At 60.7% G+C, this 23,253-nt stretch carries 17 protein-coding genes and 1 pseudogene; 9 read left to right on the top strand and 9 right to left on the bottom strand.

What is annotated here, in order from left to right; translation table 11 throughout:
* Positions 1-156: 156 nt before the first annotated feature.
* The 4 genes from ABKF58_RS01455 to ABKF58_RS01440 form a co-directional block, all read right to left on the bottom strand.
* On the bottom strand, positions 157-951 hold the full coding sequence (locus tag ABKF58_RS01455) for an ABC transporter ATP-binding protein (RefSeq protein ID WP_482583151.1): 795 nt from the start codon (positions 949-951) through the stop codon (positions 157-159).
* Positions 938-1,864 carry an ABC transporter permease gene (locus ABKF58_RS01450; protein WP_008953247.1) on the bottom strand — a complete coding sequence of 309 codons (927 nt, stop codon included), beginning with the start codon at positions 1,862-1,864 and terminating at the stop codon, positions 938-940. The genes ABKF58_RS01455 and ABKF58_RS01450 overlap by 14 nt, the downstream gene beginning before the upstream one ends.
* Positions 1,865-1,963: 99 nt before the next feature.
* Positions 1,964-2,932, bottom strand: coding sequence for an ABC transporter substrate-binding protein (locus tag ABKF58_RS01445; RefSeq protein WP_482583150.1), 969 nt, complete (start codon positions 2,930-2,932; stop codon positions 1,964-1,966).
* A gap of 342 nt (positions 2,933-3,274) precedes the next feature.
* Positions 3,275-5,440, bottom strand: a complete 2,166-nt coding sequence (locus ABKF58_RS01440; protein WP_482583149.1) for a malate synthase G — start codon at positions 5,438-5,440, stop codon at positions 3,275-3,277.
* 194 nt (positions 5,441-5,634) lie between these two features.
* On the opposite strand from ABKF58_RS01440, the gene ABKF58_RS01435 reads away from it, so the two are divergent.
* Together ABKF58_RS01435 and ABKF58_RS01430 are read left to right on the top strand one after the other, a co-directional pair.
* Positions 5,635-6,531 carry a LysR family transcriptional regulator gene (locus ABKF58_RS01435; RefSeq protein ID WP_482583148.1) on the top strand — a complete coding sequence of 299 codons (897 nt, stop codon included), beginning with the start codon at positions 5,635-5,637 and terminating at the stop codon, positions 6,529-6,531.
* A gap of 497 nt (positions 6,532-7,028) precedes the next feature.
* Entirely contained in the window at positions 7,029-8,579 is a 1,551-nt protein-coding gene (locus ABKF58_RS01430; protein ID WP_482583147.1) for an amino acid permease, read from the top strand.
* Between the two features lie 269 nt (positions 8,580-8,848).
* On the opposite strand, the gene ABKF58_RS01425 is transcribed toward ABKF58_RS01430, so the two are convergent.
* Together ABKF58_RS01425 and ABKF58_RS01420 are read right to left on the bottom strand one after the other, a co-directional pair.
* A complete protein-coding gene (locus ABKF58_RS01425) occupies positions 8,849-9,322 on the bottom strand; it encodes a DUF4344 domain-containing metallopeptidase (RefSeq protein WP_482583146.1) in 474 nt (157 codons plus the stop codon).
* Between the two features lie 95 nt (positions 9,323-9,417).
* Complete coding sequence (locus ABKF58_RS01420) at positions 9,418-9,903, bottom strand: hypothetical protein (RefSeq protein ID WP_482583145.1); 486 nt, start codon at positions 9,901-9,903, stop codon at positions 9,418-9,420.
* Positions 9,904-10,098: 195 nt separating this feature from the next.
* Here ABKF58_RS01420 and ABKF58_RS01415 point away from each other — a divergent pair.
* The 7 genes and pseudogenes from ABKF58_RS01415 to ABKF58_RS01385 all read left to right on the top strand — a co-directional run.
* Positions 10,099-10,197 (top strand): annotated as a pseudogene (locus ABKF58_RS01415) (DUF4236 domain-containing protein); the annotation flags it as partial.
* Between the two features lie 174 nt (positions 10,198-10,371).
* The gene (locus tag ABKF58_RS01410) at positions 10,372-13,440 is read left to right on the top strand and encodes a tellurite resistance TerB family protein (protein ID WP_482584418.1); all 3,069 of its coding nucleotides are present in this window, start codon (positions 10,372-10,374) and stop codon (positions 13,438-13,440) included.
* Positions 13,437-14,732, top strand: coding sequence for an ATP-binding protein (locus tag ABKF58_RS01405; protein ID WP_482583144.1), 1,296 nt, complete (start codon positions 13,437-13,439; stop codon positions 14,730-14,732). Before ABKF58_RS01410 ends, ABKF58_RS01405 begins: the two co-directional genes overlap by 4 nt.
* Positions 14,698-16,932, top strand: a complete 2,235-nt coding sequence (locus ABKF58_RS01400; protein WP_482583143.1) for a DEAD/DEAH box helicase — start codon at positions 14,698-14,700, stop codon at positions 16,930-16,932. Before ABKF58_RS01405 ends, ABKF58_RS01400 begins: the two co-directional genes overlap by 35 nt.
* Before the next feature lie 800 nt (positions 16,933-17,732).
* On the top strand, positions 17,733-18,308 hold the full coding sequence (locus ABKF58_RS01395) for a LexA family protein (RefSeq protein ID WP_482583142.1): 576 nt from the start codon (positions 17,733-17,735) through the stop codon (positions 18,306-18,308).
* A gap of 96 nt (positions 18,309-18,404) precedes the next feature.
* Positions 18,405-18,737 carry a hypothetical protein gene (locus ABKF58_RS01390; protein WP_482583141.1) on the top strand — a complete coding sequence of 111 codons (333 nt, stop codon included), beginning with the start codon at positions 18,405-18,407 and terminating at the stop codon, positions 18,735-18,737.
* 678 nt (positions 18,738-19,415) lie between these two features.
* Positions 19,416-20,435, top strand: coding sequence for an IS1595 family transposase (locus tag ABKF58_RS01385; RefSeq protein WP_482583140.1), 1,020 nt, complete (start codon positions 19,416-19,418; stop codon positions 20,433-20,435).
* Here ABKF58_RS01385 and ABKF58_RS01380 read toward each other — a convergent pair.
* The 3 genes from ABKF58_RS01380 to aceA all read right to left on the bottom strand — a co-directional run bounded on the left by ABKF58_RS01380 (position 20,432) and on the right by aceA (position 22,867).
* Positions 20,432-20,818 (bottom strand): hypothetical protein, encoded by a 387-nt coding sequence (locus tag ABKF58_RS01380; protein WP_482583139.1) that lies wholly within the window; start codon positions 20,816-20,818, stop codon positions 20,432-20,434. The two genes, ABKF58_RS01385 and ABKF58_RS01380, sit on opposite strands and share 4 nt — an antisense overlap.
* A gap of 45 nt (positions 20,819-20,863) precedes the next feature.
* Complete coding sequence (locus ABKF58_RS01375) at positions 20,864-21,373, bottom strand: hypothetical protein (protein WP_482583138.1); 510 nt, start codon at positions 21,371-21,373, stop codon at positions 20,864-20,866.
* A 195-nt stretch (positions 21,374-21,568) separates the two neighbouring features.
* Entirely contained in the window at positions 21,569-22,867 is a 1,299-nt protein-coding gene (gene aceA, locus ABKF58_RS01370; RefSeq protein ID WP_482583137.1) for an isocitrate lyase, read from the bottom strand.
* Positions 22,868-23,253: the final 386 nt, after the last annotated feature.

Below are 23,253 nucleotides of genomic sequence, written 5' to 3'. Positions count from 1 at the left end.
TATCGCTCAGCGGCGCGGCACTGTCGTGACAAGAGACTATGACGATGGCGGGCGCGATGAGTTCAGTGCGGCGCCAACTGTGTCGGCCAACCCGATGCGTTCAGCCGCGCGCCAAAGCTTCGGCCAACCTGCAAAGGTTGGCCGAAGGGGCGGGGATCAGCCCAACAGCAGCGCGTCGTCGGCGATCGCTTCGCCGCGGGTGCGTTCGAACATCGCCAGCAGGTCGGGCACGTCCATGCGGGCGCGCTCCTCGCCGGACACGTCCAGCACCACCCGGCCCTGGTGCAGCATCACGGTGCGGTCGCCATGATCCAGTGCCTGGCGCATCGAGTGCGTCACCATCATCGCGGTCAGCTGGTTCTCGCGCACGATCTGGTCGGTTAGCTCCAGCACGAAGGCGGCGGTCTTGGGATCGAGCGCCGCGGTGTGCTCGTCGAGCAGCAGGATCTGCGACGGCCGCAGCGACGCCATCAGCAGGCTCACCGCCTGGCGCTGACCGCCGGAGAGCAGGCCCATGCGGTCGGACAGGCGGTTTTCCAGACCAAGCTTCAGCGTGGCGAGCTTGTCGCGGAACAGGCTGCGCAGCGAGGCATTCAGGGCGCCTTTCAGGCCGCGACTTTCACCTCGTTGCCAGGCGATCGCCGGGTTCTCCTCGATGCTCAGTGCCTCGCAGGTGCCGGCCATCGGGTCCTGGAACACGCGGGCCACCAGCCCGGCGCGCTGCCAGGCGTTGAGACGGGTGACGTCGCGCCCGGCGATCTCGATGCTGCCCTGGTCGACGATCAGGTCGCCGCTGATGGCGTTGAGGAAGGTCGACTTGCCGGCGCCGTTCGAGCCGATCACGGTGACGAACTGGCCCTGGGGGATGTCCAGCGAGGCCCCGCGCAGCGCCGGGTTCTCGATCGGGGTGCCGGGGTTGAAGGTTTTGTAGAGGCCGTTAGCGCGCATCATGAGCAGTGCTCCCCTTGGTGGCAGCCGAGCGTTTGGCGGCGAATTTGCGTTTGAGCGACGGCAGCACCAGCGCGAAACCGACCAGCAGGGCCGTGATCAGGTTGAGGTCCTGCGCCTGCAGACCGATGAAGTCGGCGTTGAGCGCCAGCGCGATGAACAGGCGGTACACCAGAGCGCCGAGCACGGCGGCCAGCGTCGCCACCATGATGGTGCGGCCCGGGATCAGCGTCTCGCCGATGATCACCGCGGCCAGCCCCACCACGATGGTGCCGATGCCCATCGAAATGTCGGCGCCGCCCTGGGTCTGCACATAGAGTGCGCCGGCCAGCGCGATCAGGGCATTGGAGATGGCCATGCCCAGCAGCACCATGCGGTCGGTGGCGACGCCCTGCGCACGCGCCATGCGGGCGTTGGCGCCGGTGGCGCGCATCGCCAGGCCGGACTGGGAGGCGAAGAAGGCGTCCAGCGCCAGCTTGGCGATCACCACGATCACGGCCAGCACCAGAGGCTGGATCAGGTATTGCGAGTCGGGCGCCCGGGCGATGAACGGGCTGAACACGGTGTCGGCGCCGATCAGCGGCATGTTGGGTGCGCCCATGATGCGCAGGTTGACCGAGTAGAGCGCGATCATCACCAAGATACTGGCCAACAGCTGCAGGATGTTCAGCCGCACGTTGAGCCAGGCGGTGATCAGGCCGGCCACGGCACCCGCCGCGGTGCCGGCCAGCGTGGCCAGCCACGGGTCATGGCCGCCGGCGATCAGGGTGGCGGCGACGGCGCCGCCCAGCGGGAAGCTGCCGTCGGCGGTCAGGTCGGGGAAATTCAGAATGCGGAAGGAAATCAGCACACCCAGCGCCACCAGCGCGAAGATCAGGCCGATTTCCGTGGCGCCCAGCAAGGCGATCAGGGACATGAAACGACACCTCGTGAAACGTTCGCTCCCCTGCCGGGCTTGTGGCCCGACCCGGGGAGAGGGAGCAGACTTCGGGTTGGCCGAAGTCACAAGACTGGCTTACTTGATGACTTCTTTGGCGGTTTTGATCAGCTCGGGCGACAGCTTGAGGCCCTGCTTCTCGGCCGCGGCCGGGTTGACCACCAGATTGAGCTTGGTGCCGACTTCCGGTGCGATCGCGCCCGGCTTCTCGCCCTTCAGGATGCGCACCACCAGTTTGCCGGTCTGGCGGCCCATGTCGTAGTAGTTCTGGCCGAGGGCGGCGACGGCGCCACGCTTCACCGTGTCGGTATCGGCAGCCACCAGCGGCAGCTTGCTGTCGACGGCGACCTTATACAGCGACTCGTAGGCCGACACCACGTTGTTGTCGGTGGTGGTGTAGATCACGTCGACCTTGCCGACCAGGCTCTTGGCGGCGGACGGCACGTCCACGGTGCGGGCGGCGGACGCTTCCAGCAGCGACATGCCCTGCTTGGCGAGTTCGGCCTTCAGTTCCTTGGCGACGATGGTCGAGTTCACCTCGCCCGGGCTGTACACCATGCCGACGTGTTTCACGCCCGGCTTCACTTTCTTGATCAGCTCGATCTGCGGGGCCAGCGGCAGAGCATCGGAGACGCCGGTAATGTTGGTGCCGGACGGCTTCCAGTCCTTCACCAGCTTGGCGGCAACCGGATCGGTCACGGCGGAAAACACCACCGGGATCGACTTGGTCGAGGCGGCCAATGCCTGGGCGCTCGGGGTGGCAATGCCGACGATCACGTCCGGGGTGTCGCCGACGAACTTGCGGGCGATCTGCGCGGCGGTGGCGGTGTTGCCCTGGGCGCTCTGGAACTGGTACTTCAGGTTCTTGCCCTGAACAAAGCCGGCGGCCTTGAGCTCATCCTCGATGCCTTTGCGGGCGGCGTCGAGTGCCGGGTGTTCGACGATGGCGGTGACCGCCACCGATTTCATCTCGGCGGCCAGCAGCGGGGCGGACAGGGCCGTGGCGACGGCGGCCAGCAGCAGGGTGCGGGGGAACGGCGACTTCATGGAGACTCCTTGTGCGGTATCGGGCCGAAACCGGGACTCATGTTGCGGCATCGTGGCAATTTTATGGCAAAGCACAAAAAAAATTTGCCGTACGCTCGCAATGAAATGTCTGAGTTGCTGTTGTTATTGTCAGAATATTGTCGGTTTTGCCGTGGAGCGGGAGTGAGGCTGCGCCCGGGGGGCGTGCCGTGGTGAATCATGGCAAAGTATTTTGTCTACAGTATTGTCTTTTCTTAGACAAAACCGCTGCCAGAGAAGTATTGACCAGGTGAAAGGATACGAAAAAGCGGCCCTGACGGGCCGCTTTGCCTTGAGGAGAAAGATGCTCTTTCGCCTCGGCTCTTACAGCGCGTGCGCCTTCTCCACCTGGCGCCAGTGGTGCAGCAGCGGCTCGGTGTAGCCGGACGGCTGGGCGCAGCCCTGGAACACCAGGTCGCAGGCGGCCTTGAAGGCGATCGAGGTGTCGAACGCCGGGGCCATCGGCTGGTAGGCCGGATCGCCTGCGTTCTGGCCGTCCACCACGGCGGCCATGCGCTGCAGCGTTTCCTTCACCTGCGCCTCGGTGACGATGCCGTGGCGCAGCCAGTTGGCGATGTGCTGGCTGGAAATGCGCAGCGTGGCGCGGTCTTCCATCAGGCCGACGTTGTGGATGTCCGGTACCTTGGAGCAGCCCACGCCCTGGTCGATCCAGCGCACCACGTAGCCCAGGATGCCCTGCGCGTTGTTGTCGAGCTCCTGCTGGATGTCTTCGGCCGTCCAGTTCGGGTTGGCCGCCACCGGGATGGTCAGGAGGTCGTCCTGCACGTCGAGGTACTGGCCTTCCAGCGCCTTCTGCACCTCCTGCACGTCGACTTGGTGGTAGTGCAGCGCGTGCAGCACGGCGGCGGTGGGCGACGGCACCCAGGCGGTGTTGGCGCCGGCTTTCGGGTGGCCGATCTTCTGCTTCAGCATCTCGGCCATCAGGTCCGGCATCGCCCACATGCCCTTGCCGATCTGGGCGTGGCCGCGCAGGCCGCAGTCGAGGCCGACCTGGACGTTGTTGCGCTCGTAGGCGGCGATCCACTTCGAGGTCTTCATGTCGCCCTTGCGGATCATCGGGCCGGCTTCCATCGAGGTGTGCATCTCGTCGCCGGTGCGGTCGAGGAAGCCGGTGTTGATGAAGGCCACGCGATGGCGGGCGGCGGCGATGCAGGCCTTGAGGTTGACGCTGGTGCGGCGTTCCTCGTCCATGATGCCGAGCTTGACGGTGTACTGCGGCAGGCCGAGCAGCTGTTCCACCTTGCCGAACAGCTCGTCGGCGAAGGCGACTTCGTCCGGGCCGTGCATCTTCGGCTTGACGATGTAGATCGAGCCGGCGCGCGAGTTGCCGCGGCGCTGCTGGTCGTGCAGCGCGATCAGCGTGGTCACCACGGCGTCCATGATGCCTTCCGGCACTTCGTGGCCGTCGCCGTCGAGGATGGCCGGGTTGGTCATCAGGTGGCCGACGTTGCGCACGAACATCAGGCTGCGGCCGTGCAGCGTCAGCGTGCTGCCGTCGGCCGCGGTATAGCGGCGGTCCGGGTTGAGGGCGCGGGTGAAGGTCTTGCCGCCCTTGCTCACTTCTTCGGTCAGCGTGCCCTGCATCAGGCCGAGCCAGTTGCGGTACACCACGACCTTGTCGTCGGCGTCGACCGCGGCGACCGAGTCCTCGCAGTCCATGATGGTGGTGATGGCGGCTTCCATCACGATGTCCTTGACCCCGGCGCCGTCCTGGGCGCCGATCGGGTTGCTCTTGTCGATCTGAATCTCGAAGTGCAGGCCGTTCTGCTTGAGCAGCACCGAGGTCGGCGCGGCGGCGTCGCCGTTGTAGCCGAGGAACAGCTCCGGCTGCTTGAGCGAGCTGGTGCGGCCGTCCTGCAGCTCGACCTGCAGCTGGCCACCGGTCACGCGGTAGGCCGCGGCCTGGTGGTGCGAACCGGTTTCCAGCGGCGCGCTGGCGTCGAGGAAGTCACGGCCGAAGGCGATCACCTTGGCGCCGCGCACCGGGTTGTAGCCGCCGCTGCGGCTGGCGCCATCGTCCTCGGCGATGGCATCGGTGCCGTACAGCGCGTCGTACAGGCTGCCCCAGCGCGCGTTGGCGGCGTTCAGGGCGTAGCGCGCGTTCATCACCGGCACCACCAGCTGCGGGCCGGCCTGCTCGGCGATTTCGCTGTCGATGTTGCTGGTGCTGATGCGGCCGTCGGCCGGCACCGGCTTCAGGTAGCCGATGGAGGTGAGGAACGCCTTGTAGGCGGCCATGTCCGCGATCGGGCCCGGATGCTGGCGGTGCCAGGTATCGATTTCGCTCTGCAGGCGGTCGCGCTCGGCGAGCAGGGAGCGGTTCTTCGGCGCCAGTTCGTGCACCAGGACATCGAAACCGGACCAGAACGCGGCGGAGCCGATGCCGCTGCCCGGCAGGACTTCCTGTTCGATGAAGGCGTGGAGGACGGTGGCAACCTGCAGTCGATGGCAAGGGGTTCGTTGGGTCATGACGTTACTCTCTCTCGTTTCCGTTGGGGCTGGTCCCCGATCAACCGGCCTGGGTTTTTCGTGGCGACACCAGGGGACTATTCCCTCTTAATTTGGCATAAATGGTATCGCGATGCGCTGGGATCAGTTTAGTGATGTTTATATGACAAAAAAAGACCTAAGATGCCATAGCATCTTTTACTTTTTGTGAGCTAATGGATACGTTCAAGCAACTCGAAACCCTGGTCGCGGTGGTGGCTCACGGCAGCCTGTCGGCGGCGGCGCGCATCGAGGGGGTGGTGCCGGCCGTGATCGGCCGCCGTCTGGATGCCCTGGAGGAGCGCCTCGGCGCCAAGCTGCTGGTGCGCACCACGCGCAGCGTCACGCTGACGCAGGAGGGCAGCGCCTTCTACGAGGAAAGCCTGCGCATCCTGGCCGAGTTGGCCGAAGCCGAGGCGGCGGTGGCGTCCGGCAGCGCGCGGGCGCGTGGTCACCTGCGGGTAAGTGCCCCGGCCGGTTTCGGCCGCCGTCACGTCGCCCCGCACGCCGCCAGTTTTCAGCAGCTGCACCCGGACGTGAAGGTGACGCTCGACCTGTCGGACCGCCTGGTCGACCTGGTGCGCGACCGCGTCGACTGCGCCATCCGGATTTCGGACCTCTCCGACTCCAGCCTGGTGGCGATCCGCCTGGCCGAAAACTATCGCGTGGTGGTAGCCGCGCCGAGCTACCTGGAGCGCCACGGCACGCCGCGCACGCTGGACGACCTGGCGCAGCACAACTGCCTGTCGCTGGGCGAGAGTCAGAGCCGCGGCTGGACCTTCACCCGCGACGGCGAGCCGGTCAATCTCAAGGTCTCCGGCACGCTGGAATGCAATGACGGCGCGGTGCTGCACGACTGGGCGCTGCAGGGGTACGGGCTTACCTGGCGCTCGTTGTGGGAGGTCAAGGACGATCTCTCCGAAGGGAGGCTGGTGACGGTGCTGGACAGCTTTTCCTCGCCGGATTACCCGGTGTACGCCATGGTGCCTCAACGCAAGTTCCTGCCGCTGCGGGTGCGCCACTTCATCGACCATCTCAAGGCCTGTTACGCCGCGCCGGGCTACTGGGGCTGAGCGTGGCGCTGCTCATGGTCGGCATGCCCGCTACGCCGCTCGTGGCGCCGACCTGGCGGTGTTTGGTGGTAGGGCACTCGGCTGCTCGCGGCGTCGTTCGCTGCGGCATGTGGCGGCCTAGCCGACACCTTCGCCGCGTGACGGAATAAGGTGTGAAATTGCGCTGGATCAATGGATCGGGGCGCAGTGTTTCCGATAGAGGGCGAAGGCTGCTATTTTGCGCGCCTGTTTGCCGGATTGCCGCAGCCTGGGCCGCGGCGGCTATGACAGTGGCGAAGTCGGTGGGTGAGTTTTACCTTGTCTGACCTTGGCATTGAGGTAATATCACGCCGTTTCGTCTTCGTGGCGGTGGCTTTATTGGCTATCTTCGCGCGTAGACGAGTTATTTTCGGAGCACCGTGTGCCCTGATCCATTCCTGCCATGCGCCCGCCACACTGCGGGCGCATGGCATTTGGCACACCGCGAACACTCGGGGACTGTTTGAAACATGAGCTTGATGCGCAAGAAGAGCGTGAGGGGGATGCTGTCTGCCGCCCACACCTCACAGGGGCTCCGCAAGGAGCTGTCCGCCTTTGACCTGACCATGCTGGGGATCGGCGCCATCATCGGCACCGGCATCTTCGTCCTGACCGGCACCGGCGCCACCGTGGCCGGCCCCGGCCTGGTATTGTCCTTCGTCATCGGCGCCATCGCCTGCGGTTTCGCCGCGCTGTGCTACGCCGAATTCGCCTCCATGCTGCCGGTGTCGGGTTCCACCTATACCTACGCCTACGCCACGCTGGGCGAGCTGATCGCCTGGATAATCGGCTGGGACCTGATGCTGGAATACCTGCTGGCGTCCTCCGCCGTGTCGGTGGGCTGGTCCGGCTACTTCCAGAGCCTGATCGCCGGTTTCGGCCTGCATCTGCCGGATGCGCTGACCGCCGCGGCCGGCGCCCGCCCTGGCGTGGAGACGGTGTTCAACCTGCCGGCCTTCGTGATTGCCATGCTGATTACCGCGCTGCTGGCGTTCGGCATCAAGGAATCGAAGAAGGTCAATAACGTGGTGGTGATGATCAAGGTGGCGGTGGTGGTGCTGTTCATCGCCATCGCGGTGTGGCACGTCAAGCCGGCCAACTGGAATCCGGCGCTGCCGTACGGCATGACCGGCGTGTTCCACGGTGCCGCCATCGTGTTCTTCAGCTTTCTCGGCTTCGACGCCGTGACTTGCGCCGCAGAAGAGGTGAAGAACCCGGAGAAGGATATCCCGAAGGGGGTGATCTGGTCGCTGGCGATCTGCTCGGTGCTGTATGTGATCGTGTCCGCCATCATGACCGGCATCGTGCCGTTCATGCAGTTCAAGGGCATCGATCACCCGGTATCGCTGGCGTTGCAGGTGGCCAAGCTCGACTGGTTCGCCGGCTTCGTCGATCTGGGCGCGATCCTGGGCATGCTGACGGTGATCCTGGTGATGACTTACGGCCAGACCCGCATCCTGTTCGCGATGTCGCGCGATGGCCTGCTGCCCAAGGTGTTTTCCGAGGTGCATCCGAAGTACGGCACGCCGTACAAGGCCACCTCGGCTGATCGGCACCCTCATTGCGCTGATCGCCGGCTTCGTGCCGCTGGGTACGTTGGCCGAGCTGGTGAACATCGGCACCCTGGCCGCGTTCTCGCTGATCGCCGCCGCCATCATCCTGCTGCGCAAGCGCGAACCGGACCTGCCGCGCAAGTTTCACTGCCCGGGCGTGCCCTACGTACCGGCGCTGGCCATCGTGTTCTGCGTGTTCCTGATGACGCAGCTCGCGGCGCTGACCTGGCTGTGCTTCGTGATCTGGCTGGTGCTGGGCCTGATGGTGTACTTCGGCTATTCGCGCCGCCGCTCGCTGCTGCACGTGCGTACCTGACCGAGGCGACTCTCCGTAGGCATCCAGGGCCGGCTTTTGCCGGCCTTTTTGTTGGGCTGCCGATGGCTTGCAGTCCAGCTGTCGGCCGGGTCCGCCGCTGGCCGACCCTTGGCATGAAGGCCGCGACGACCTTCTTGTGTCCGGTTGGGCGCGGCGAATAGCGGGAGTGTGCCGGGAGATGCGCTGCTGATTTGTTCGAGATCAGGGCGGCGTGCAGTGGCTGCCTGCCAGGATGTGGGGGCCCCCCGTTGCCCTCGTTGCGCCGGGAAGCAATGGATGAGGTGCCGCACGATATTATGTAGCAGTTGACCTTTTACATTAAAAACATAGGGTTAGCTATCTGCTCGTGAGACCCCGCCACTCCCTGGTGGGGCTTTGCACTAGAATGGCCGTGACCCACAACCAACCAATTTCGCTTCAAAACAGTGACTTACGGTGTTCCTCGCTCACAGCCGGCGACGCAGCGCCTTGCCAGCTCACTTGCTGCAAGGGAGGCATCGTCAAAAACAGCCGGTCGGTTTGCAATTTGTCGCAGCATACCTTCGGTCGTGTGCGGGTAGAGTAGTCGGTTCCAGCGTGTAGTAATCTCCGAGGCGCGAGCTAGGTTGGCGCGAATATTCCTAATTCGCTGGATGGAGAGGGAATGGCGGTCGCCATGCTTAATGATGGTCTCTGCCTCGGAATAGGCGTCCTGGTTATCGAAGAACGTAAGCCACTGTTCAATGAGCTGACGTGAACCAGGAAGCTGCAGCATCAAGACCGTGGCGAATTCATCCGCAACGTCTTCGTTATCGCCTCCGGGCAACCCCCACAGATTGAGCAGGGTATGCCCCAATTCATGGAATAAAATGCCACCTAGTAATCCCGGTTTGCCCTCACTACGGCTGATGATTTCGGAGCACAAGGTGATGTCTCCGGTACTCCCGTTGGAGAAGGCGTTGGCTGCGCCACATGGCCGGACAGTGATGTTGAAAGCTGGCGAGTCAAACCGCTGCTGTACTAGCGAATAGGCTTTCTCAAGTTGTGATTTGAGGTCCGCAGTAGCCTCATCTGACAGGTTGCGGGTCCGTCGAATCCCCACTGAGGCCTTTTTTCGACAAACATGGCGTAGCTGTTGTCGAGCACCAAGTAATGCGGGCCCAACTCGTGAACCCCTGCCCGAAAGGCAAACGGGACCATGCCCTTCTGTTTCCCATTGACCCGGTAAGGTTGGCGCAGCCGAAACAACTGCAGGTTTTGCTCGTCGACCACAAAGGCCGAAATGTCCCGATAGACTGCATTGCCCAGATTCACTTGAACATCGTAGACATCCCCCGGCATGTTCCCCCCCAAGGGCCATATCCAAAATTGCCCCGCCCCTATGGACACTTGCTGCTGAACAACCTCTGTCGTGAAGGTCCGCGAGATGGAGACTTCTGCGGTGGACGAGGGTGCCAAGCAGAGAAACAGGGCCAGAGCAGTGAGAAACCTGACAATACGACGCATACGGCCTCCAACGGGCAGCGAGACCGCATAATCATATGGAATATTTGTGGTGCTCACTAGAAAGTTATGGGACAAGGGCCTGAGCTCCTCCGCCGTACTGGTTCATCCGTCACAACATGACAAAGAACATGGACATTCCGGCATGTAAGCTTATATCGTATGGTTTATGCATAAAATACGTAGGACATAGTGACCATGGGCTTATCTATCAGGAAGAGTGTGGGTGTCGGCCCCTTCCGGTTCAATTTCTCTCCGTCAGGCATAGGGGTATCGGCTGGCATCCGGGGACTACGAGTCGGCACAGGGCCACGCGGCCATTACATCCAGATAGGAACGGGAGGCCTCTCCTATCGGGCGACCTTACCCGCCGGTGCCCGAGGAGCGTCGGGCAAGACACCTCAAGCGTCCCCGCCATTACCCCGCTTGCCCATCGGTACCACAACCTTTGAGAGTGGGCCCGTTTCCTCGATGCAGGACAGCTCAGCGGCCGCCCTGTTAAATGAACTGAATGGCAAGGCAAAGCGCCCGAACTATTGGAAGTGGGGAGCAGCGGCGGTGTTCGGCTTATTTCTACTCAATGGTGCCGATGCCTTTTTCTGGTTAGGGTTGGTTGCCGTCGGCTACCTAGCGATTCGCGACCAGGTAGCCAAGACGACCGTGCTCTGTTTTTCCCTGGACCGGCAGGGGGAACAGGCATGCGAACGCTTTTATGCAGCGCTGTCCAACGTGGCTTCTGCCAAAGGACTGTGGCGTATCAATGCTAAAACGCAAGTCCACGACCTCAAGTACAACGCCGGCGCCTCTAACCAGCTCGAGCGGGAGAAATTTGTCGCAAGCCGAGGTCTACCCCCCGATGTTCGTAGCAACATGGATGTTCCCGTACTGAAATCGAGCAAGCTAACTTTGTACTTCATGCCTGACCGCTTGTTGGTGCAGTCGAAGCAAGGGTTTGGGGCGGTGCCGTATCCCGAGCTTCGCGTTGCCGGAAATCTCGTGCAGTTTGTGGAGCATCAGACCTTACCTGGTGATGCCGAGGTGGTGGGGCAAACTTGGCAATACGTGAACAAATCAGGTGGGCCGGACAAACGTTTTAAAAACAATCCGCGCTATCCAGTTGCCCTGTACGAGCAAATTCAATTGGCAAGCCCGTCCGGACTGAATGAGGTGGTCATGACGTCTCGACAAAAGACAGCCATCTCGTTGGCCGAAGCCTTGGTTGAAATGCGGGCGCTAACCGGCCCTATCGTGGCTCTAAAACCTGCACAACCTGCCTCGCCCATCACGGAAACGGCCCCGGGAGAGGCCCGTCCGGTAGAAAGCCAAGCGTTACCGACTCCGGTGCCATCGCCACATAAGGGGGCGACTACTGCAGTCGAAGAAAACTTTGCCACCTTCCGTTTGAATCCAGCATCGCCTTCTCTGGACGTTTCCATTCCTCCTCCCCCACCATCCATACCACTCCGGTCCGAGACACGAGCAGTAGCCAGCCCACCGCTACGGGGTAGTTGGGTTCCTGCCGGACACCAAAAGGAGGTGAAGGGACTGCCCTTGCCGGGCGGAATGATTTATTTCGGCAGCAAGCTCAAGGCGAATGAGTGGCAAGTAGAGCCAGCTCTTCTTGACCCCAACTTGCCTGTCGCAAAGCAGCCTGTCGATGAAAGCCAAGCCCTGATGGGGTATTGGCCGAGCTATACCGACATTTCACCTGAGGCCCGGCGAGCCTACCTGCAATGGCTGGCCGGGGGGCGTCGTAATCCGAAGGCTTATATCGGGTATGTGTTCCTGTTCTTCTACGGGCTGGAACGCCGTGCCCTAGTCGATATCGGGACCGACCCTAGTGTCGCACATGAGATGGAGGGTATCGCAGCGGAGGTCCGGCGCCTGCTCGCCATCTATGGCGAGAACCACTCCTTCAACCGATATGCTACGACCTTCCTCGACTATCTGACTGCGGACAAGGTGACAGAAAAAAGCTATTTAGCGTCGCCTCCGGAGATTGTCGGCCGTTCCTATGAACTGCCTATTAGTTACCGAATCGCACTCGGGCAACTTGCTGTTGATAAGTCGCCCTTGCCGGCCACGTGGGCCTTGGCCTGGGTATTGGCGGACGCAAGCATTACTAAGCGAACCCCGGTTACGCGGTGTCCCGACATGTTTGCTGCCGTGTTCACGCAGCATTACGAACAAAAATACGGTGCTGGTTTTACCCTTTCCGTTAATCGCACCAAGCTAAGGGCCTCCTACTCGCCCGCATCGCAAGGGGTGCCGCGCAGTCAGTCGAAAGACATCGGCGGACTCCCCGACTTGGCTGCCGTGTCTGGTCCGGTGAAGAAACTCCAGGCACTGGTCGACCAATGTACCGAGGAACTTGACCCTTATAGTCGTTATCTTGGCCGAAACCCGGACCAGGCGGAGTCGCTGGAGGCCTTGCTGCTGCTTCCGCCCGGACTCTGGCCTGACAATGTTCGGGCCGAACTGACAGGCTTACAGGAACAAGTCGGTTCCGGCGTGGTGGTCATGAGTTTTGCTGAGCTGGCCAGAAAACTGAAAAGTGCTGGGGCTTTGTCGCGCGACAAGGTCGTAGGGTTGGCTCGAGCTCTGGAAAGCCTAGGCTTGGGTATGGAGCCGGATGTCTTGGCCGGAGCCAAAACCCCCAAGATCGAAGAACATATCGTGTTATTCAAGACGCACGCCGAGGACGGTAGTGCACGGTTGACTCCGGCCTATCATGCCGCGAGCGTCACCCTCGACCTCGCCTGCTCGGTGGCCATGGCCGATGGTCATGCCTCGGAGGCCGAGCTTAGTCTGCTTCACCGTCAAATTGAGTCCTGGGCGCATCTGAGTGCTGGGCATCAGCAGCGCTTGTGTGCCAGGGTGCAGCTGCAGGTCAAGCAACCGGCCACACTGGCCAGTCTCAAGAAAAAGCTGGAACCACTTCCTGTCGAGGCCAAACGCTCGATTGCCCGTCTCCTGGCGCATCTGGCGCAGGCCGATGGCATGGTCAGCCCTGACGAGGTCAAGTTGCTGGAGAAGGTCTACAAAGCGCTTCAACTGGATGAAAAACTCGTCTACGGTGATTTGCATGCGTCACCAGTCACGGCCAATACCACTCCGGTGACGGGGAAACCCGCTCAAGCCCAAACCACCCCGTCGGCCACGTTTGAGCTCGATGCCGAGCGTATCGCCGCGCTGCAAAAGGAAACCGAACAGGTGTCCATTTTGCTGGCGAACGTCTTTGTCGAAGAGCCCGTGGAAGTGCCAACTGCGTCATCAGCCCAACAACCAGGCGAGGAAGCCTCTGCGTCAGGATTGTTGGGACTCGATAGCGAGCATTCTGCCTTCTTGCGATTACTCATCTCTCGTGCTGAGTGGAGTCGTGCCGACTTGATGGATGCGGCAGCAGACCTGGAACTGATGTTGGACGGGGCCCTGGAGCGTATCAATGAAGCCATGCTTGACCACCTCGACGAGCAGCTTGCCGAGGGGGACGACCCTGTGGAAATCAACCAAGAACTTCTGGAGAAACTGCCGGCATGAGCACCATTCGAGCCAAGGACCGCGATGCGGTCATCCAATCCCTCCGTGCCGGCGTGGTACCCCGTGTTGGCCAACATCTCATCCAGGTGGGGCGCGTCAAAGAGCTCGCAGCCTTGATTCAGGACATTGAGCGTATCGCCGATGGTGGTTCGGGGTTCCGTGTCGTGATTGGCGAGTATGGCGCCGGCAAAACCTTCTTTCTGAACCTAGTTCGGGCCATTGGCATGGAAAAGAAGCTGGTCACTGTGCATGCGGACCTGAACCCGGACCGCCGCCTGCATGCCTCGGGCGGGCAGGCCCGCTCCTTGTACGCCGAGTTGACCAAGAACATGTCGACGCGTACGAAGCCCGATGGCGGAGCCCTTGCGGGAGTCGTCGAGAAATTCGTGGCCCAAGCCAAATCCGAGGCCAAGGACTCGGGGAATACCAGCGAAGATATCATTCGAACGCGCCTTGAGCCGTTGACCGAGATGGTCAATGGCTACGACTTTGCCGAGGTGATTGCCGCTTATTGTCGAGGCTTCGATGAGGGGAACGAGCAACTAAAAGCTGACGCCGTTCGCTGGTTGCGCGGGGAGTTCACCACCAAGACCGATGCACGCGCGGCACTAGGTGTCCGCACCTTCATCGATGATGCGTCAGTGTATGACCAACTCAAGCTACTGGCTCGCTTCGTTAAGCTGGCCGGATTCAGTGGCCTATTGGTGTGCCTAGACGAGCTGGTCAACCTGTACAAGCTGGCCAACACTCAGGCGCGCAACGCTAACTATGAACAGATTCTACGGATTCTCAACGACTCCTTGCAGGGGTCGGCCGAAGGCCTGGGGTTCGTGCTGGGTGGAACCCCCGAGTTCCTGATGGACACCCGCCGAGGTCTTTACAGTTACTCAGCCCTGCAATCCCGCTTGGCAGAGAACACTTTTGCCACAGCGGGACTGGTCGACTACTCCGGTCCAGTGCTGCGTTTGTCCAGCCTGACACCAGAGGACTTCTACGTCTTGCTGCAAAAACTCCGCCATGTTTATGCCTCGGGCGAACCGAGCAAGTATCTGCTGCCTGACGAGGGGATTCCTTCCTTCATGTCACACTGTGCTTCTCGTTTGGGCGACGCCTACTTCCGGACTCCCCGGACGACCATCACTGCCTTTATCAACTTGCTGGCGGTGCTTGAGCAGAATCCCGAGACTGAGTGGAAAACGCTGATTGGCGCAGTGGAGGTTGAGGTCGACAATGGCGGTGTGGCCGACCAGGCGGTAGATGATGACGATGAACTCGCCAGCTTCCAGCTCTGAGTCGACCGGCTTTGGTCTCCTCGATAGCCGGATTCAGCGCTGGATTTGGTCGGAAGGCTGGACCACGCTGCGGGACGCTCAGGAACAAGCCATTCCGGCCCTTATCGACGCGAACCAGGACGTTATCATCGCGGCGGCCACGGCCGCCGGGAAAACCGAAGCGGCCTTCTTCCCGATTCTCACCCACCTGCTGCGCCAACAGGGGAGCATGGGGTGCGTATTGTACATCAGTCCCTTGAAGGCCCTGATTAACGACCAGTGGGACCGGCTCACGGATTTGTGTGATTCGCTCGAAATTCCGGTGGTGGCTTGGCATGGCGATATTGCCGCATCGAAAAAGCAGAAGTTTCTAAAAACGCCGCAGGGCGTGCTGCTTATCACCCCCGAGTCGTTGGAGGCGCTGTTCGTGAACCGGGGTACGGCTATTCCGGGGCTATTTGTGCATCTACGGTATATCGTGGTCGATGAGCTGCATGCCTTCATCGGTGCCGAACGTGGCAAGCAATTGCAATCGCTGATGCATCGGGTTGAGCTCGCTGCCGGCCGTTCTGTTCCCCGTGTTGGGCTCTCGGCCACCCTCGGTGACATGGGGCTGGCCGCCGGCTTCTTGCGCCCCAAAGCCCCTGAAGCCGTCCGGATGATTGTTTCCCAAAGTGCCGGGCAGGAGCTCAAGGTGCTGCTCAAAGGCTACGTTGTTCCCGCTGTAGCGCCGCTAGTTGCCGGACAGGAGGCACCCGAACACGCAGCTTCCGGGTGCCAAATGGCGATTGCTGCGCATCTTTATAAAGTGCTCCGGAATTCGAACAATCTTGTGTTCCCAAACAGCCGGGGCTTGGTGGAAATCTACTCAGACTATCTCCGTCGATTATGCGAACAAGACGGAGTCCCCAACGTGTTCTGGCCCCATCACGGCAACTTGGCAAAAGAAATCCGGGAAGAGACAGAACAGGCCCTGAAGAATGGAGCGCGGCCCGCGACAGCTATCTGTACCACTACCCTGGAGTTAGGCATCGACATTGGCGCAGTCAAAAGCATCGCGCAAATTGGGCCGCCTCCGTCGGTTGCCAGCCTGCGCCAACGGCTCGGCCGTTCCGGTCGCCGCAAGGGAGAGGCCGCCATTCTGCGCGGGTATTGCATCGAACCCGAAATCACCAGCAAGTCGGGCTTCTCCGACCGTATCCATGAGGGGCTGCTGCAATCCATCGCGATGACTCGGCTCTTGATGGCCGGCTGGTTTGAGCCACCACGGACCGGCGGTCTACATGCTTCGACCCTGGTACAGCAGATACTGTCGGTCATTGCAGAAAAAGGCGGCGTGACCGCCACGACACTGTGGAGCACCCTAGTCGCAACCGGTCCTTTTGCGAACATTGAACGCGAAGACTTCATTGCGCTGCTGCGCCATCTCGGCGAACGTGGGCTTATCACCCAGGAAAGCTCGGGCTTACTGTTGCACGGTGAGCTAGGTGAAAAGCTGGTCAATCATTACGAGTTCTACAGCGCATTTGTTTCGGATGACGAGTTCCTCCTGGAGTGTAATGGCAAACTCCTTGGGGCAATGCCTCTGAATAAGCCCGTTGCGCCGCAGCAAGGTCTCATCTTTGCAGGGCGGCGGTGGCGCGTCATGGATATCGACCAAGAAGCCAAGCGGATTGTCGTTATGCCCGATAAAGGCGGGGCACCTCCGGCATTCGATGGTGGGGGAGCCTACGTCCATGACCGTGTACGGCAGGAAATGCGAGCGGTGTTGGGCAGTGCAGACCCCGTGTCCTTTCTGGACGAGACGGCTCAGGGACTACTTCAGGAGGCAAGGGACTATTTTATGTCCGCCAACTTGGAGACAGTCGCTCTTCTTGAGTCAGGTAGCGGCGTCTTGCTCCTGACTTGGTGTGGGGACTGGGTGAATAACACGTTGGCCTTGATGCTTGGACAACAGGGGGTGCAAGCCAGCAATGAGGGGGTCGCCGTTGTCGCACGAGAGGTAAAACTCAGCCAGCTGCGCGAAGCGATTCAATCCCTACTGACGCAGGGGCGGGCCAGCCCCTCTGAGCTGCTAGCGGAGACCAAGAACCTTGAACGGGAAAAGTGGGATTGGACCTTACCCGAAGCCGTACTCACGAAATCCTACGCCTCTTCTTGGTTAGAACTGGAACGGGCACGGCAAATATTGGAAAAGCTAGTGGAGACCGTTGCAGAGTAACCCAGTCCCTGAGGCAACCAAAGTGTTTTGCTGAGGGTATCATTCAAGCTACTTGGTCATCGAGAGGCCATTCTAGGGTGCTCAAAAATATTTTGTAGGGCGGGGGGCTGGGATAGCCCTCGATTGACCAAAAGTGTTGCTATACGTTTCGAAGGCCAATAAGAAAGGGCGTTAGCTCATCGCCAACGCCCTCTCAACAATCTTGGTGTCAGTCAAGCGGCTACTTGACTGATAAAAAACAGGCTATCGAACTTTCTTGGTGTGGGTTGGTTTCCATGTGCCAACTTGGCTTTGTGGAGAGTCTCCACGGAGCGAGAGGCACAGTCCGAAAATTACCGCCCAGACCAGAATTCGAGACCGGTTTTTAAAGAGCACATTGCATTTTTTCATCAAAGTTCCTTTGGCACTGATAGCCGCCAGGTGTATCAGTCAGGGCTCGAGATATGTTCCTGCATATCTCGAGCCCCTTTTTTACGGGCTACGCTTTCGAGCCCTGACCAATACACCCCGGCGGATGCAAGGAACTCCAATGCCGGGTAGTCTACATAAAGGCAATTATCTTTTCAATGCAAATGATTTTGTTAAGATATTATTTAATATGTTTGTGTAAACCTCAAAACCGGCATCCTCATAGAGCCTGCACAATCCCTCAAGAATCAGTCCGCTCCTCTCAGTCCTTTACACTTGCTGTGTCCTGCAAACACTTATTGTAAATCCGCGCTTTATTGGTATTTCCAACTGGTCGTTCTTAACCTGCCGCCTAGAATGAAGGTAGAACATTCATTCGATAGAGCGACAACATGAGCGATGACCGTTACCTGGCCCAGCTGCGCAGCTACTGGAAGAAGCGCCAGGCCTTTCCGTCGATGGCCAAGCTCTGCAGTGTGCTTGGTCTGGCCTCGACCTCTAGCGTGTTCGCCTTGGTGGGCCGGTTGGCCGAGGCCGGCTACCTGGAACGGACCGAGGGCCGCATCGCGCCGACCAAGCAATTCTTCGCCCGCGAGGTGCTAGGCACGGTACGTGCCGGGCTGCCCGAGGCGGTCGGCCAGGCGGAACCGGAACTGCTCAGCATCGACGACCATCTGGTTGATGACCCGAACCGCACCTTCCTGTGCCGCGTGTGCGGCGACTCGATGACCGGCGTGGGCCTGCTGGAGCACGATGTCGTGGTGGTGGAGCGCCATGTTCCGACCAAACCCGGCGATATCGTCGTGGCGCTGGTCGACGGCGAGACCACGGTGAAGACGCTGCGCCTCAGCGCCCACGGCCAGTTCTACCTGCAGGCGGCCAACCCCGCCTATCCGGACCTGCACCCCAACGGCAGCCTGGAGATTCTCGGCGTCGTCGTCGGTTCGTTCCGCAAACACCGACGATGACCCTCCGCTAGCCGCTATTCCCCTCATCACAATCCGCCACACGCCTCTCTAACTGAGGTGTCAGGGAGCTATTTACCCAAAACAAGGAGACCTGCCATGCCTGTCTGGAAAAGCCCGCCTGTCGACACGCAGCCGGAACGCACACTGATTGACTGGTGCATCGTGGAGAGTGACTTGGGAGAGCGGCACTTTGTGGGGCACAGCCTGGAGAACCACGATGGCCAGGTCAGTTCTGCCATCCAAAGCTTCGACCCGGTGACACGCACGGGGGTAACACTGAGCGGGCGCCGCTATCGGCTGGAGGGTCCTCCGGGTCAGGACCTGGATGCCCTCTACGTATGGGAGGCTTGGCGGACGCTCTATCAGGTCGCCAGTTGGTGCGATGTCACGGACCAGATGCTTCATGGCGACGAGTCGCGCCAGCAGTGAGCCACCAGCCTATCCGCTGCGCTTGACAAGGGACAGGCCTGGGCCCCAACACCTCTCTTTGGTAGGGGGAGGGGCGGCCAGACGGTTAGAGCCCTGCCACCTTGGCCCTTATGGTAGTCATCTTAGGACGGGCCACGACCCACGCGGCACTAGGCTTCAACGCGCTAAGGCGCTACGTATGTTGCTTAAATACAACATTCGAGTGCGGGCTACGTTTGGCAAGTTTTGGGGAGTTTTGAGAGGGAAATTCCCGCGAAAATCCCTTGAAAAATTCCGATATAGTGCCGCTGGTCAACGCGGGCCGCTCAGCGTCAGGCGGTATCCAACGGCAGAGGTTACCGCCCGCTTGACTCCCGTCATTTTTCGTGAATAGACACCAGGAGCTTGCCACCATGATTCAGCCCCCCACCACTCGGCGGCGGCGCCGCCCCGCACCCTACCTGCTGCCGACCCCGTTCTCGTAGCCCCCCAGCCCGGGGTGCGACGGTCGTTAACGCCGTGACCTCCTAAGCCCGTTCCCGCACGGGAGTCCCATGCTGCACACGCTGCTGAGTGCTGGCAGGGAGGCGTATGCGCCGGTGACGGGAATCGTCAACTGTCGATAGCCATGGCCTCGACAGTGGGGACGTATTTTGCCCGCGTTGGTGAAAACGAAGAGAACCTAACCAGGATACGACCGTGGCCCAGCATTACCTCCTCTCGGCCGAGGCTCGCGACATCTCGCTCCGTGAGGTGCTTTCCCTGTCGGACGAGGAAGCCCGCCTCCGCTTTGCCGAGATGCGTTGGCATCATCGAGACAAACAGGCTTGCCCGCACTGCGGGGTCCTCGACCGCCATCGTTACCTCCGCGTGCAGAAGCGCTGGCGCTGCCGCCACTGCGACAAAGCCTTTTCGGTGACCTCCGGGACGGTATTCCACCACAACAAATTGCCCTTGCAAGTGTTGCTAGGGGCGGTGGTGCTCTATGCCAACGCCGTCAAGGGCCTGTCTGCCCTGCAAATGTCTCGGGATTTGGATATTCAATACAAGACGGCCTTCGTGCTGCTGCACAAGCTGCGCGAGACCCTATGGCTAGGACGGGATACCACCCCGTTGAAGGGCGACGTTGAAATCGACGGGGGCTATGTGCACACCTATGTGCGCCCGAAGAACGAAAAGAAGGACCGCGTCGATACGCGCAAAGCGGAGCACCAGAACCCCTTGAAGTGCGTGGTACTGGTGTTGAGGGAACGCAGTGGGGAAAAGAAGCGTGGGGCGACGCGCACCCGGACCTTTGTACTGGAAACCGAAAATGAAAGGGACATCCGCGCCATCGCGCTGGCCCATATCGAGAAAGGGGCGCGGATCTTTACTGACCAGGCACCCGGTTACATGTCCCTCGAGTCGCATTGGGAGCACCTGGTCGTGAACCACGACCAGGAGTTTCGCGCCAAGGACGGTGCCAATGAGAACCAGTCGGAGTCTTATATCGCACGTTTCCGCCGGCTACTGATGGGCCAGATTCACCGGCTGAAGCGCAAATACCTGGATGTCTACGCGAATGAAGTGGCGTTCCGCGAGGACCACCGGCGTGTCTCGAACGGCACCTTCGTCTGGACCCTGCTACGCCATTGTCTGCGGCGGGACGTCTCTCGTGACTGGGCGGGCTATTGGCAGGGCAATCATCGGGTACACGACTCAATCCAAGTTTTTGCTTAGACCGACCAGCCGGGCCCACTGGGCGTGTCGTGTCGCTGCACGATACCGCGTTTGCTGAGGGAGTTCGCTTGCCGGGCAATGCGGTTGCTCAATCCATTCCATCCCCCCGCCTCCAACGTCACCCCCTGGGATAGCAAGATGGCGTCGGTGAGCTGAACGGTCGACATCGCCGTACCCGCCAGGCGCAGCGTGCGCAAGAGGTGCCGGGTCAACTCCGTGCCCGGCAACAAGGTTGGCCGGGCTTGGCGTATCGGCTTCAACGCGTCGAGGTTCACCTTGGGGGCGCAGAGGCGCAGGGCACTGCCGAGGGCGTCCAGCTTTGCATTGGCCTCCGCCCATTCGGGCCGTCCTTCCTTGGCCAGGAACTGCACTTCGCCCAGCAATCGCCGATATCGCTCCACCAGTGCAGCGCTGGTGCGTTGAGGTGACTAGACAAGCGCCAGTGATGCCCATTGGCCCTCCTCCTGCGTTTGTAGCGCATGTAGGCGGCGAATCAGGCCGCGATAGGTGAGCTGTTTCAGCGCGTTACGAACCGCCTGGCGGAAGGTCGTCCAGTCATCGGGTGACGCCAGCGTCAGGTTCAACCGTTTGGCCATCTCCAGCACCAGCACACCGGTCAACACCGGCTGCCCCTCCGCCTCCCGCAACACCCGCAAAGCGGTGCGTGAGATATCGCCCCACTTAGCCCGGTGAGTCTTGGGCCAGGTTTCTCTGGCCTCCAACGAGGGCGGGGCCTGAAACAGGGTTTGCAGGGCGATATCGAGGGTGGCGATATCCTGGCAGCGCGCGGCGATATCGTGCTCGAGCACCGCAATTTCAGACTGCAGGCGGGCCACGGCGGCTTGGTGCTTGGCCAGCTTGCGTTGCAGGCCTTTGACTTCCCCAGCCAACCTGGCGCGTTGATGTTGCAGCCCGTACTGGGCCATGGGCTGTCCCATTGTGACTCTCCTCTACGTGGACAGGCAGCCCTTCGCTACCTACCTCGTATAGGAGAATTCCCGCAGAAAACTTAGATTTCTGCCAAGGTCAACTGCTACATAATATCGGTGCCGCAACGAAAAACCCCCGCCGTGGCGGGGGTTGCTTGACACAGACGGCAGGGTCGAATTGCCGTTCAGTCGAACGCTTGGATCTTAGTGGAACTGTTCTTCTTCGGTCGAGCCGGTCAGCGCGGTCACCGAGGACTTGCCGCCCTGGATTACCGTGGTGATGTCGTCGAAGTAGCCGGTGCCGACTTCCTGCTGGTGCGAGACGAAGGAGTAGCCACGATCGCGGGCGGCGAATTCCGGCTCTTGCACCTTCTCGACGTAGGCCGACATGCCGCGCTTGGCGTAGTCCTGCGCCAGGTCGAACATGTTGTACCACATGGAGTGGATGCCAGCCAGGGTGATGAACTGGTACTTGTAGCCCATGGCGCCCAGCTCGCGCTGGAACTTGGCGATGGTGGCATCGTCCAGGTTCTTTTTCCAGTTGAAGGACGGCGAGCAGTTGTAGGCCAAGAGCTTGCCCGGGTGCTTGGCGTGTACGGCTTCAGCAAATTTGCGGGCAAATTCCAGATCCGGGGTACCGGTTTCGCACCATACCAGGTCGGCGTATTCGGCGTAGGCGATAGCGCGGCTGATGGCCTGCTCCAGACCTTTCTTGGTCTTGTAGAAGCCTTCTGCAGTGCGTTCGCCGGTCAGGAACGGCTTGTCGTTCTCGTCGTAGTCGCTGGTCAAGAGGTCGGCGGCTTCGGCGTCGGTACGGGCGATCACCAGGGTCGGTACGCCGTAGACGTCAGCGGCCATACGGGCGGCGATCAGTTTCTGTACGGCTTCCTGGGTCGGTACCAGTACCTTGCCACCCATGTGGCCGCACTTCTTCACCGAAGCCAGTTGGTCTTCGAAGTGCACGCCACCGGCGCCGGCGCGGATCATCGCCTTCATCAGTTCGTAGGCGTTCAGCACGCCGCCGAAACCGGCTTCGGCATCGGCCACGATCGGAGCGTAGTAATCGACGAAGCCGGCATCGCCTTTTTCCAGACCCTTGGAGTGCTGGATTTCGTCGGCACGGGTGAAGGCGTTGTTGATGCGCTCGACCACCTTCGGCACCGAGTCAACCGGGTACAGCGACTGGTCCGGGTACATCGCGGAGTATTCGTTGTTGTCGGCGGCGACTTGCCAGCCGGACAGGTAGATGGCCTTGATGCCGGCTTTCACCTGCTGCATGGCCTGGCCACCGGTCAGCGCGCCCAGACAGTTGATGTAGGGCTCGTTGTTGACCAGGTTCCACAGTTTTTCAGCACCGTTACGAGCCAAGGTATGTTCCACCTGGACGGAGCCGCGCAGGCGCTCTACGTCGGCGGCGGTGTAGCCGCGCTTGATACCTTTCCAGCGCGGATTTTCGTCCCAGTCTTTTTGGATGGCGGCAATGCGTTGTTCGCGAGTGGTCATGCTTGAATCCTTCTCGATTACGTTTCTTAGTAAACCGGTAAATTCAGCCGGCATTCCTCTGGCTATGATGAATCGGTTTTACCGTCACCTTTTATTGACAACGTGTTTTGCCCGTTGTCGTTTCCGACCGCCGAAGCCTATTCCGTAAGGGAGACAGACCTGCTGGTCGTCGTGTGCTGTGAGTCCATTTAAACATAAAAAAACGTAATGTGTGCAGTGCAGCACAAAAAAATCCTTTGTTTTCAAAAGGTAACAAAACTGACAAAAAACGAATGAAATGCCACGCTGTTTTTTTCCGTTTCCGAAAGCAAAAGTTCCCAAACGAGCGGTTGCTTGGTTCGCTTGCGCGTCAACCGCGCTCTCTTGAAATTTTCGCCAAAGCCCCT

Source organism: Pseudogulbenkiania sp. AW2-16 (genome assembly GCF_056824575.1).
The sequence above is the reverse complement of the archived record's forward strand: the minus strand, read 5'-3'. Positions and strand labels throughout refer to the sequence as shown.